This window comes from Leptospira tipperaryensis, assembly GCF_001729245.1.
In the GTDB taxonomy this organism is placed as follows: domain Bacteria; phylum Spirochaetota; class Leptospiria; order Leptospirales; family Leptospiraceae; genus Leptospira; species Leptospira tipperaryensis.
In genome coordinates, this window is the sequence record NZ_CP015217.1 from 1,282,862 (window position 1) to 1,296,516 (window position 13,655).

A 13,655-nucleotide genomic window follows, 5' to 3' on the forward strand; every position below is an offset into this window, starting at 1 on the left:
ACAGAACAACTTTGTCGGAAGAGCTTACGCAAGCCGAGTTTTGTCCGCATTTTTACGAAAGACAGTTTGTAGATTGAGTTTTAGAATGCGCCGATTTTGTTTTATTTCTCAAGAAGAGCTTGAGAGCGGCATCACAACGACCGCTTTCGCAGCGCCGACTAACTCGCTTTCCATGGATCGCGAGTTACATTCTCAAGAATTCCCTCTGTTCCTGGTCCTCGCGTTCCCTTCTGCGTTTTTCTTTTTCCTGTTTTTGAATTTCTTCCGGAGTCAATTCACGCGGAGGTTTCGGTTTTTTTACTTCTTGGTAAGTGGAAGAGCCGGACTTATTTTCAGTCGGAGATTCCGATTTAGAAGTTCCAGTTTTACTTTTGGGAGCGCTCGGATCCGATTTTTCTTGGATTTTATTTTGTTCGTATTTTTGTTTCTTTAAATAATCACCGGGATCGTATCCGGTTCTGGAAGACTCGCTTCCGTTGTTTTGATTGTTGCCGTTTTTATTTTCCGATTGCGTAGAAGAATTTCCGGAACTTGTTTTTTCCAATTTTAGACCGGACTTTGTGTTGAGTCCGTTTTGCCCATTGCCGGCCGGATTTCCGGAGTTGGAATTCGAATTAGAATTTCCGTTGGAACCGGTGGAGGTTCTATAATTCGGATTTCCGTTATCATACTTCCCATCGTTGGGATCGTTTATCGGATCCGAAGAATTTCTGGAAGAAGAAGGATTGGTTTTTGATGAGGAATTGGAAGTGCTCGCGCTTCCGGACGTATTATTATTGGAGTAGGAACTGCTCGAGGATCCCGTATTTCCTGAAGAAGAACTCACAGGAGTAGATTGAATCCCTTCCGTCGTCTGAAGGCTCGCGGAAATCGGAAATAATTTTTCAAAACCCTCTAAGGATTTTTTAGGATACAAAAGAATCGGATTGCTCGGATCGGCTTTGATACTTCCGGAAAGAACCGCGTATTCTAAATTCTTCTGATTCTTTTTCTTTTCAACGTTTACGATTCCTTCCACGAGTTTTAAAACCCCGTCTCCGGAACGAATTCCCAAAGAGGAAGGATTCGCCTTGTTTTCCGGTCGTCTCGTCACTTGGAGACCGCCCACTGAAATTTCGAGGTTGGCGCGGTTATCGAGATAGTCTATGAAGATCATAGAATTCTCTGCGATCATGATTTCGGTTCCGTCCAGAAGTCTCAGCTTTGCCTGAGAACCTTCCGTCGTTAAGATCGTGTCTCTGTTCTGAATGGAATTTCCCATCTCGATCTCTTTCCAAACGACTTCGGAATCGAACTTTCTCTGAATGCTATTGGATTTGAAAAGAATGGTCCCGATGACTTTCTGATTTCCTTTATAACCGTACCGAGTATAATCATATAAGAATACAGCCGTGAATAAGACTATATTAAAAATGAGAAGAACCAGAATGGCTCGATCGCCTGAAAGAAATCTTTCTTTCGTCATCCTAGTTTAGACCCGCCCGGTTTGAATTCCATGCCGATTTGTTTTCTGAGTTCTTTCAAATTCTTGGGGCAATTTTTATCTTTCGAATGTCCTAAGACCGCGTAGATGGTCTGAAGAGATTTTTTTCCTTTGACCTTGATCGGTTTTAACTTTTCTACTACGAAGATTCCTTTTACTTTTTCGTAAGAATTTCCGGTGATCAGAATATCGGCTCCGAAAACTTTTGTCAGAGATTCTACTCTGGAAGCGAGGTTTACCGTATCACCGATGACCGTGTATTCCAATCGATCTTCGGAACCGATCTGACCCGCGATGACTTCTCCGGTGTTGATTCCGATTCCGATAAAGATCTTCGGCTTTTTGTCGGTTCCCCGATTCTTATTAAATTGTACTAAACTCTTACGCATATCTAGCGCGGATTGAATCGCTTTTTCCGTATCGGATTCGGTATGTCCCAATTCTCCCCAGACCGCCATGATCGCGTCGCCGATATATTTGTTCACGCTTCCGCTGTTTGCGTTGATACATTTTACCATCGCGGTAAAGTATTGGTTTAAGAATTCGACGACGAGTTCCGGTTCAATCTTTTCAGAAAGAGAAGTGAAGTTTCTGATATCGGAAAAAAGAATCACACATTCTCTTTTGTCCCCTCCGAGTTTTACTTCTCCTTTGAGAACCATCTCCGCGATATCTTTGTTTACGAACTTCCCGAAGGCGTCCTTCATCTTGTCCCGATCGGAAAGTCCTTTTCCCATTTCTACGAAAGAGGTCGTGAGTTTTCCGATCTCGTCTCCGGATTCCGCTTCGAGAGTGAGTTGAAAATTTCCTTTTTCGATTTCTTTGGAAGCGTCTACGAGTTTGAGAATCGGTCTTGTCAATCTTCTGGAATAAAAGAACACGAATAGAATCGAAACGTTTACGACGACGAACATCAGATAGAGATTTCTCTTTTGAATGTTATAAACTTCTTCGAACGCTTTTTTTTCGGAAGTACTGGAAATCACTCCAAGGCCGGCGTATCCGATTCTTCTAAAAGAACCCAGATAGAATTGATTGTCTTTGCCCTTGTATCGGGTTTGTCCGTTGCTGATCGAACTTTCCAAAAGATTTTTTACGATCGGATCATCGGCTAAAATCGTAGGCTCGAGAATGAGTTTCGGATCGGAGTGCGCGATCAGTTTTCCATCGGCTCCCACGAGAAAGAACTGAGTGATTCCGGAAGTTTTAAAAGAATCTAAGATGGAATCCATTTTCACCAAGGAAACGATCACCGCCGAATTGACTCCGTCTCCCAAAGCGACTGAAAGAAAAAGAACCGGTTTGTGAAAGTCGGGAGAAACGTTGTAGACGACCGGTTTTCCGATCTGAGCTTTTTTCTGATTGTTCAAATACTTTCGAACGATCTTGTCGGCGTCTTCTCCGGAAATTTTGAATTCTTTGAGAGAGGTTTCGCTCGCGATTCTTTTTACCCCGTTGTAGTCTCCGTTTTCTTTTCGGAAAATTTTTAGATAAAAGATATCGTCTTCGCTTTCCAAGATATTGTTCGATTCTTCGGAGCCCGCGACAGATCTCGCGAGGAGCAAGGAGCGTTTTGTAAGAGAGGAAATATCCGATCTCACTTTTTGACTGATCACGTCCGTCAGCTTTAAGTTATTTTCTTTAATCCGAACTTCGTTATCCGATTTGAAAAAATAGGTAGCAAGAGCGATGATCACTCCCAAGGAAACCAAGATGATGAATGATATGATCACCATCAGCTTCTGACGGATGTTCCAATTATATAGATTGAGAAATGAATTCATAACGTTTCCGTTCGCATTTTACTTGTTAATAAATTGAGTCTATCTCAATCAGCCAAACTTATAAAACAACACTATTTTAGGGATTCCCTTAAAATGATCGGATTTTGGACTTTCGGAATCGAGTAAATAACTACTTATGACTAAGATTTGCGTCTTATAAGAAAAAGCTGATTTAAAAAATGGGTCATCGATGGAAAGGCCATTTGATTTTTTTTGTGTTCCGCACAATGAACGCGCGGTTCTAAGATCCGATCCTTCTCCGATTTTTTTTACCCTTTGGGCGGGGAAGAATGCAAAGCCCATTCTAAAATTCTCGCGGGGCCTGCGGACCTAAGATTGAATTCTTAAAAAGAAATCGATCTTAGGATGAGGAAATAAATTCTTTTGTTACAATGAGTGACTCCGGAGAGGGAATGAACGGCCCTATATTCGGAACGTCACTCGCTCTTTGCTGTCAAAAAGAAATTAACTGAGGGGCAGGGAGGAGGGTCGGGGAGCTGGGAGAAGGAAGGCTGGTAGGAGCTGGGCAGGGGGAGCTGGTTTCAGCTTCGCTGAAAGTCAACGCTTCGCTTCGCGGCTTTTGACAATCTCGCTTTCTATGGGGCGCTCGATTCCTGCCAGAGGCCGTTGTTTTTGATCAACTCCACGAGTTTTTCATCGGCGACTTCGCTCGGAACGTTTTTCATCACGATTTCCTTTCCTCTGTAGAGATGGACCTTGCCCGGTCCCGCTCCGACATAACCGAAGTCCGCGTCGGCCATTTCTCCCGGTCCGTTGACGATACAGCCCATTACGGCGATTTTGACGCCCTTGAGATGACCGGTTCTGGATTTGATTCTTGCGGTGGTTTCCTGAAGATCAAAGAGGGTTCTTCCGCAAGAAGGACAGGAAATGTATTCCGTTTTTGTTAAACGAAGTCGCGTTCCCTGAAGTAGATCGTAAGAGAGTTGAAAAATTTCTTCGAGATCGTTTGCTCCGGAGGTTTGAATCCGGATCTGATCTCCGATTCCGTCTATCAAAAGACCTCCGATTCCGATGGCGGAATCGTAAAGAGCGGATTCGGCGTCGGAAAACGACCCATGCAGAAGGATCGGAAATTCATAATGGCTCAAAATCGTTCCGAGCTTTCGATAGTCGTAGAGGATCTCTTTTGTTTCGAGGGAAAAAATGACGTTTTTGATTCCCATTTCGACTAACGTATCGGGAAGACCTTTGAGAGATTCGATTCTTTCTCCGCTCGTATGAATTTCAGTATAAAGTCCGGCGGCCTGTCTCTCCTTTAAAAAAGAGAGCATCTTTTCTCCGTCTTGAAATTGTAAGAACGGATCAAAGACTACTTTGGAAAAACGTCTGAGTTCTTTTTGAAATTTTTCATTCAGAGAAATATTTTTCCCGAGAAGAATTCCCACCGGAATCGAAAGCGCTCCTGCGGCTTCGGAAATTTCTTCGAGCTGATTCGGTTCGGGAGAATCCACCAAGATACTTTCCGGTTCTAAGGAAAGGGGTTTTCCGTATTGATAGAGTTTGGCGACGTTTGCTAAAAAAGAATTTGTGTCTTGAAAGGGAAGAACGGTCTCTACTCGCACCGGATGGTTGTCTCCGGCTTCTAAGCTTCCGATCCGGATCGGGCTGCTGTAGAATCTTTGATAAGTAAAAGGGTTTCGAAATTCGGAATATCCCTTTGTCTTTTGAACCTGGGTTTTTCTTCCGTTGAATTTATCGGCGAGAAGTTTTGCAACCGGCACTTCGAGCACGGGATCTTCCGTCAGAGAAACTCGGATCGTGTCTCCGAGTCCGTCTTCCAAAAGGGATCCGATTCCGATCGCGGATTTGATTCTTCCGTCCTTACCGTCTCCGGCCTCGGTGACTCCGAGGTGAAGAGGATAGTCCATACGGAGTTCTCCAAAGCGGGAAGCGAGCATTCGATAGGCTTGCACCATCACCTGAGGATTCGAGGCTTTCATACTTACAATAATATTATAATAATTTAAACTTTCGGCGATGCGGATAAATTCGATCGCGGATTCCACCATTCCCTGGGGTGTGTCCCCGTATCGGTTCATGATACGATCGGAAAGAGAACCGTGATTGGTTCCGATTCTCATCGCCACCCCGAGTTCCTTACAACGAAGAACGAGGGGGGAGAATACTTCGGAGATTCTTTCCAATTCTTCGTCATACTGAGAGTCGGTATAATCACGAACCGCGAACTTTTTTCTGTCAGCAAAGTTTCCGGGATTGATTCTTACCTTTTCGACATACTCGACGGCTTTCATCGCTACGCTCGGAGTAAAGTGAATGTCCGCGACGAGCGGAACTTTGCTTCCTTCTTTTTTGAGTTCGTTCCGGATGTGGACGAGGTTGTCGGCGTCTGCTTGAGAAGGAACCGTAAGCCTTACGATTTCGCAACCGGCGCGTTCGAGTTCGAGAATCTGCTTCACCGATTCCTTAGTATCGGTCGTATCGCTGTTGATCATCGACTGGATCCGAATCGGATTTTCGGCTCCGACTCCTACGTTTCCGATCATCACTTCTCTTGTTTTTCTTCTCTGATAACCAAAGGGGGTATGATTGTATCTAAAGTTCATTGCCGTTTAGAATTTCCGACTTTTTGTCGGATTTCCTCTCTTATTAAGACAGTCTTCCCGAGAATTCCCGCCCCGTCATTCTCGATTTTTGTAAGAATGGGGACTCTATTTTTTCATTCCGCGATTTGATTCGAGGGACCGCGACTCCGATATATACAAACACAGCTCCGGAAATAAATTGAATATGGATTTTCCTTCTTTGCAACCCAACGAGACTTACAGAATTCGTGTCACCGTCGCGATCTATCGCGGTAATATTCTGTCTTATAAAAACGACGTCATCATTCCTTCCGAATATTCTCGCAGAACCGAGGCGAGAGCTCATATTCAGAAAGAGCTTGGCGAGAGACTCTTGCATTCTAACTTCTTTCGTTCCCCAAGACCCGACTACGATCTGGTGCGTTATACGGAAGAGGCGACCTGCAATACATTCTTGCGTTACAGAATTCTTTCCCTCAAAACGGGAGAGAGTCTGATTAAGGAAAGAATTTAAGGATTTTTTCGAGTCAGAAAGTTTTTTCCGAAAAGGAGGAAGTGGAACCCAAGCACATCCTCGACCCTTGCTTGTTTAAGGGCGTTCATCGGAAGATCCTAAACTGTCGGTGTTCCTACGATTTTTCCGTAAAAGTCGTGCGGCCCTAGCAAATTGGTCATAACCTTACCCACAAGTTGAAAGCAACTGCAACGAGAATCATCCCACAAGGAAGGATTTTTAGGAGTTCCTACACGGGACTTTTTTCTTGCAAAATTAGAATTTTGTGATATAGGAAAGTTTCGGGAATTTTTCCACCACCCGCCCCGCCACTCAAAATTTGGGCGGGGCGCGCGACTTTTACGGAGAATTGTCGTAGTTCCGACGGTTTTTCTTAAGGCCCCTTAAACTGGTGGGTAAGGTTATGCTCTTGTTGGGTGGAGGAGGCGGGTCCGCGGGAAAAAATCGCAGAGATTTTGCTCTATCATAAAATTCATACATTTGCAAGTAAGAAAGTTCCGCAGGAGCTCCTACAAAAAAGACCGTATCGGATCGTTTATTCTTGCTTCGGTAGAAAACAGGAAGTGAGCTAGTTAGTCGGAATTCCTAAACTCCAAGGTCGGATCGCTCCGGACAACTCAATGCGTCGCTCTCTAAGGATCGCTCCGGACAACTCAATGCGTCGCTCTCTAAGGATCGCTCCGGACAACTCAATGCGTCGCTCTCTAAGGATCGCTCCGGACAACTCAATGCGTCGCTCTCTAAGGATCGCTCCGGACAACTCAATGCGTCGCTCTCTAAGGATCGCTCCGGACAACTCAATGCGTCGCTCTCTAAGGATCGCTCCGGACAACTCAATGCGTCGCTCTCTAAGGATCGCTCCGGACAACTCAATGCGTCGCTCTCTAAGGATCGCTCCGGACAACTCAATGCGTCGCTCTCTAAGGATCGCTCCGCATCCCGAAAAGTCTTGAATTCCTGAAAACGACGAGAAAACTGACGAGGGTTTCCTTTAAAACGTCGTTTGGCGCAATGAGAAGGGACGGATTGACTCGGGGAACTTTGAAAAGCGAGTCAATACTGAAATATAGAATCGTATGTCAGGAACTGAAAAGAAAATCATAGAACAGAATTCTCACGGTGAATATGAACTCACCGCGTACGGAGAATTTTTGAGTTATTTTCATACTCACGTTCAGTTGTTCAACGGCCTTATCTCCGGAAAAAAAATCTCACCTACGGACCAAGAAGCCCTCAAACAAAAAGTCCGTTCTTATATCGTAAACAATATTCAAAAAACGGAACAGTTCTTCGATCATCTACCGAAGTTTGCGGAGTATCTCGGCGTTTCTCAAACCGAACTTTCAGCGTTCATGAATAAAAATTTCATGAACACTCATACCGGAATCAAAAACAAACTCATAGAACAGGAAAAAGCTAACGCCGGTAAGCCGAGAAAGAAAAAATACGCTCGTATCTCCGAAGAAATCGTAGAGACGCTCGGCACGTTGGTTCCTCCCGGAAAACGTTTTATCGGAATGGAAGGTTACGTGGTTCTTCGAGACGACGCGACCGGAAAAGATCTGGAACCATCGGCTTCTTCTTTTGGAGAAGCTCCGAAAGCCGACGCACCCGGCGCTCCGAAAAGACCGGTTGCACCTCCGCCTCCTATGAAGAAGGGACCTGAAACTTTGATTCTTACGGAGATCGTAGAAAAGTTCGGCTCCGATTTTTCAGGCAAACCTCTGGTTCTTCAAAAAGAAGAATTGGATGAGGACGATTCTCCCGCTGCGGTTTCCGTTTCCGGCGGAGATGAATTGTTAAGCGACGTGGACGATCTTCAGTTCGGAGGTTTTGAAGAACCTTCCTTTGTCGAAGACGAACCCGTGGAGCCTTCCGAACCTCCGGTGATCATTCCATTTTCCAAATATATGGAAAGTATAAACCGTGTTCGTCAGTTTCAAAAAGACGGACAAGCCGACGCTTATAAGAAGTGGGTGATGACTCTTCCTCCGGAACTCAGTTCTCTCGTTCAACTTCATACTTATGTTTTGAAAGAGATGAAAAACGAACCCGTCGATTGGAACTCGATCCTTTCTTCGATCTCCTCTCGTAGCGGACTCAAAGAGTCGAGACTCTGGAAAGTTTTAGAACTCACTCGCACGTTCGCAGATCTCAGAGCCGGTCTCGAAAGAACGTTTGTGGCTTCGCGCACCGCCGGTCCCGGAATGGAAGAACTCGTAAAAAAAGCCTGGCCTCATATTCTCAAACTCTTTGAAGAATATCCGGATACGACTTCTCTTCGTCAAAAGATGGATCAACTCTTTACGAGAATCCCGGATGCGACTCAGAGAAAAAAACTCACCGACCTTTTTCTTCCGATCGTTCAGAAGCTCTAAAAACTTTTTCTCAAATTCTTTCTTCCTTTCTCTTGATCGGGATCAATGAAGTCTCTGTACCGTCTGCTTAAAGTTCGAGCAGTTTGTACCAAAGCAAAGGATTCTTTTTCATTCTTTCAAATGAATTTCAGTCTAAGGAGTGGCGATCTTATTTTTTTAGATCTGGATTGTCGTGCGGATTCGTGTTAACATCGCATTTGATCAGGAGGAATTTTATTTCAAACCTATCTTTTAAAAGAATGTTTTCAATTTACGCAACTCTCAATTTACTGGCTTGTAACTGGGGAATTTTGCTGAAATTTCAGCCATAGGCGTGCCCGACGCTTGTTTGTAAACCAGGGAATTAGGATCACGAGGGATTTCGGCAGATGAATGAAGTAAAAGAACAGCTACAACTCCAAAATTATCTAGAGGAAAACGGCCTTTATGAAAAGTCGTTCGAACATGATAACTGCGGGGTAGGATTTGTTGCCTCCTTTCAAGGAGAGAGCAGTCAAAGAATCGTATCTATGGGTCTCAAGGCCGTAGCCTGTTTGACACACAGAGGGGCTGTGGACGCGGACATGGTAACGGGTGACGGTGCCGGAATCATGATCCAGATTCCTAAGAAGTTGTTTGCGACATACATCGAAGATATGGGCCATCGTAGACCCGAAGAAGACTCCATCGGAGTCGGAATGATCTTTTTGCCGAGAGAAGATATCGATAAACAAGATATGTGCCGCAGTCTCATCGAGTCCGCGCTCATGGAGTTTAACTTTAAACTTTATGCATGGAGATACGTTCCCGTTAATCCGGAAGTTCTCGGACCAAAGGCGAATCAATCCAGACCTCAGATCGAACAAGTTCTCATCGGAAAACCGGAAGGCATGTCCGCGGACGACTTCGAAACGAAATTATTCTTAATTCAAAAGAAACTGATGAGAGACGCGGATCGTCTTTCCCTCGCGGGAGATTTGTATATCTGTTCTCTTTCTTCCGAAAGAATCGTCTTCAAAGGACTTTTTAACGGAAATCAGGTTTCTCAGTTCTACGAAGATCTCAACTCGGAAGATATGATTTCTCCGTATTGTATCTTTCACCAGAGATATTCCACAAACACGTTTCCTTCTTGGGCTCTCGCTCAACCTTTTAGAATTTTAGCTCACAACGGCGAGATCAACACGATCGTTGGAAATAGAATTTGGATGCTCGCGCGCGAAGAAGAACTCGAATGTAAAAAATGGGGAGAATATCAAAAAGAAATTCACCCGATCATTCGTCCTCACATGAGCGACTCCGCGAGTTTGGACAACGCGATGGAAGCCATCGTTCGTTCAGGCAAGGACGTTCTTCAGGCGAAAGCGATGTTAGTTCCGAACGCGTGGTCTAAAAACCTCACGATGTCCGAAGAGCTCAAAAGCTTTTACGAATATAATAATACTTTAATAGAACCTTGGGACGGTCCCGCCGCACTCGCATTTGCGGAAGGCGATTGGATCGGAGGCGCTCTGGATAGAAACGGTCTTCGTCCGGCGCGTTACGTGATCACCGAAGACGGACTTTTGATCATGGGATCCGAAGCCGGTCTTGTTCAGGTGGACGAGGAAATCATCACGAAAAAGGGACGTCTCGGTCCCGGCGAGATGATCGGGATCAACCTCAAAGAGAAAAAACTCTATCACAACGAAGACATCAACGCTCTTTTCGAAAAACGTTACGACTACAGAGAATGGTCCAAAGAGAACGTAACGTATCTCAACCAGGATCTGGATTCTTCCATGAAAGATACGATCACCTACAAAGGTGACGATCTCAAAAGAAGACAGGTGTTGTTTGCTTATTCTCCATTTAAACAAAAATCGGTGATCAAACCGCAGGCGAGTCTTGGAAAAGAAGCGATCAGTTCGATGGGAGACGATACCCCTCTGTCGATTCTTATGCTTTCCAGAATCGGACTTTATACGTATTTCCGTCAGAGATTCGCGCAGGTGACCAATCCTCCGATCGACTACATCCGTGAAAAAGGTGTGACCTCTCTTTACACTCGTCTTGTTAAAAAGATGAACCTGTTCGGAGACGAAAAACCCCAGAACTGTTTGGTTCTTTCTCATCCTTATCTCACGAACTTGGATCTGAAAAGAATCCGCGAGATGGACGGAAAACCTTACAAAATTCTCACGTTAGACGCTACTTTTGAAGCTCACGTAGAATCGAATACGGTTTTCAATTACTTGGAAAAAGCTCTGGATACACTTTTGGAGTCCGCTCTTCAAGCCGCGAAATCCGGCGCGAACATCCTGGTTCTTTCCGACAAAAAACTTTCGAAAGAAAGAGCTCCGATTCCGATGGAATTGGCGGTGGCCGCGGTTCACAACCATTTGATCCGCAACAAAACCCGTTCTGCGGTTTCGATTCTTGTGGAGACCGGATCTGCATTCGAAATTCATAATGTGGCCGTATTGCTCGGTTACGGAGCTTCCGGTGTAAACAGTTATCTGATCTGGGACACGTTATACGACATTTGGGAAAAGGGAGAATTCGATTCCGAAGAAGGACAACGTCCCGAGTTTCATACGATCTGCGGAAACTATCGTTACGGTGTGGACGACGGACTTCTGAAAATCATGTCTAAGATGGGAATTTCGATTCTTTCTTCTTACGTGGGCGGTCAGGTTTTCGAAGCCATCGGTCTTTCCAGAACTCTCGTTTCCAAATATTTCCCGGGAACGTATTCCAGAATTTCGGGAATCGGTCTGGGTGGAATCGAACAGAATATTCTCAGAAATCACGAACAAGCATTTTACAAAGAACTCAATCCTGAAGATTTTATCTCCGAAAAAGACGATCAACCTCACCGTTGGTCTCCGAGGGTCGTTAAGTTTTTAAGAAAGGCCGCGGTCGACAACGACTACGAAGCTTTTAAAGAAGCGACTAAAATTCTCAAAGAAAGCGATCCGATCAACATCCGAGATCTTTTTGATTTCGTAGCAAGAAAGCCGATCCCGATCGAAGAAGTGGAAACCGTCACCGAGATTCAAAAACGATTCTTAACTCCGGGAATGTCTCACGGCGCGCTTTCAATCGAAGCGCATACCGATCTTGCGATCGCCATGAACCGGTTAGGCGCTAAGTCTTCTTCCGGGGAAGGTGGGGAACATCCTTCTCGTTACGTCGTGAATGAAAACGGGGATCTCGCGAATTCTTCCATCAAGCAGATCGCTTCGGGAAGATTCGGCGTTACATCCGAGTATTTGAACTCAGCGACCGAGATCGAAATCAAAATCGCACAAGGTGCAAAACCGGGCGAGGGTGGTCAGCTTCCGGGTAAGAAGAATAACGAGGAGATCGCGACCAACCGTCACACTCCGATGGGAATCGATTTGATCTCTCCTCCTCCTCACCACGATATCTATTCGATCGAGGATTTATCTCAGCTCATCTACGACTTGAAGATGGCCAATCACAAGGCACAAGTTTCGGTAAAACTCGTTTCCGAGGCGGGTGTAGGAACGATCGCGGCCGGAGTTGCAAAAGCAAACGCGGACGTAATTCTTATCTCCGGTCACGTGGGTGGAACGGGAGCGGCTCCGATCACTTCGATCAAGTATGCGGGTTCTCCTTGGGAACTCGGTCTTTCCGAAACACATCAAGTTTTAGTAATGAACGGACTCAGAGACCGCGTCGTCCTTCGAACCGACGGTGGGATCGTTTCCGGAAGAGACGTGATCATCGCGGCTTGTTTGGGTGCGGAAGAATATGGAGTGGGAACTGCTTCGCTCGTTGCTCTTGGTTGTATCATGGCGAGAAAATGCCACTTGAACAACTGTCCTACCGGAATCGCGACTCAGGACATCAAGTTCCGCGCGAAATACAAAGGATCTCCCGATCAACTCGTGAACTTGTTCACTTGTTTGGCTCTGGAAGTCAGAGAGAATCTCGCAGAACTCGGATTCCGTTCCATCGACGAAGTCATCGGAAGAACGGACCTCTTAAAACAAATCACACGTTATGATAGAGACCGTTTGGATTCACTCGATCTCAATCCGATTTTGGTGCGTCTGCCTCTGTTTTACGATCCTGCGAAACAGAAAAAAGACAGATCGATTCGTAAAGAACCGATCGGAGAAGTATTGGATGATCGTATCATCAAAGACGCGGAGAAAGCGTTGGAAGGAAAATCTTCCATGGCTCTTTCTTATCTCGTGCGTAACACGAACAGAACCGTAGGCGCAAAGATCTCCGGTTTGATCGCGAGAAAATACGGATCGAAAGGACTTCCCGGAAAACTGGAAATCATTCTCGAAGGAACCGCGGGACAGTCTTTGGGAGCTTGGCTCGTCAAGGGTGTTCAGATCACTCTTTCCGGAGATGCGAACGATTACGTTGGCAAGGGTCTCTGCGGCGGTGTGATCGTTGTTAAAAAACATCGCAAGTCCAAACTCAAAGCGTATGACAATACGATTCTTGGAAACACGTGTCTCTACGGCGCGACCTCCGGAAAACTATTCTGTTCCGGAAGAGCGGGAGAACGTTTTGGAGTTCGTAACTCCGGAGCGGATGCCGTGGTCGGCGGAGCAGGGGATCACTTCCTGGAATATATGACCAGCGGAACCATCGTCTGCCTCGGAATCGTAGGTAAGAATATGGGAGCGGGAATGACCGGAGGTAGCGCGTATTTCTTCCAAAAGGGATGGGACATTCAACCTCTTTTGAATAAGGAATACGTGAAGACCGTGGATCTGGAACAAGGCGATTATGAGATCATCAAAAATATGATTTCAGAGCATTCTAAACTTACCGGATCCGATCTTTCCGAAGGAATTCTGAAAGACTTTGAAGGGAACAAAGGTTATTTCGTGAAGGTAGTTCCGAAATAACAACAAGAACGAACTCTTTCGGAAGAAGGTCTAATTGACGTTAGGCGATCTTCCGGAAGGGATCTTATTC

The 13,655-nt window shown here is 45.4% G+C and carries 6 protein-coding genes; 3 read left to right on the forward strand and 3 right to left on the reverse strand.

The features are described from left to right. Positions 1-184 precede the first annotated feature (184 nt). The 3 genes from A0128_RS06165 to ispG all read right to left on the reverse strand — a co-directional run bounded on the left by A0128_RS06165 (position 185) and on the right by ispG (position 5,855). Positions 185-1,465 (reverse strand): FecR family protein, encoded by a 1,281-nt coding sequence (locus A0128_RS06165; RefSeq protein WP_069606706.1) that lies wholly within the window; start codon positions 1,463-1,465, stop codon positions 185-187. Continuing rightward, positions 1,462-3,267 (reverse strand): adenylate/guanylate cyclase domain-containing protein, encoded by a 1,806-nt coding sequence (locus A0128_RS06170; RefSeq protein WP_069606707.1) that lies wholly within the window; start codon positions 3,265-3,267, stop codon positions 1,462-1,464. Before A0128_RS06170 ends, A0128_RS06165 begins: the two co-directional genes overlap by 4 nt. Positions 3,268-3,863: 596 nt before the next feature. After that, positions 3,864-5,855 (reverse strand): (E)-4-hydroxy-3-methylbut-2-enyl-diphosphate synthase, encoded by a 1,992-nt coding sequence (gene ispG / locus A0128_RS06180; protein WP_069606709.1) that lies wholly within the window; start codon positions 5,853-5,855, stop codon positions 3,864-3,866. A gap of 184 nt (positions 5,856-6,039) precedes the next feature. Between ispG and A0128_RS06185 the strand changes: the two genes are divergently transcribed. The 3 genes from A0128_RS06185 to gltB all read left to right on the forward strand — a co-directional run bounded on the left by A0128_RS06185 (position 6,040) and on the right by gltB (position 13,585). Next, entirely contained in the window at positions 6,040-6,348 is a 309-nt protein-coding gene (locus A0128_RS06185; protein WP_083244069.1) for a hypothetical protein, read from the forward strand. A gap of 1,076 nt (positions 6,349-7,424) precedes the next feature. After that, positions 7,425-8,726 carry a hypothetical protein gene (locus A0128_RS06190; protein ID WP_069606710.1) on the forward strand — a complete coding sequence of 434 codons (1,302 nt, stop codon included), beginning with the start codon at positions 7,425-7,427 and terminating at the stop codon, positions 8,724-8,726. Between the two features lie 368 nt (positions 8,727-9,094). Next, positions 9,095-13,585: a glutamate synthase large subunit gene (gltB, locus tag A0128_RS06195; RefSeq protein WP_069606711.1), complete on the forward strand. Its 4,491-nt coding sequence runs from the start codon at positions 9,095-9,097 to the stop codon at positions 13,583-13,585. The last annotated feature ends 70 nt before the right edge of the window (positions 13,586-13,655 follow it).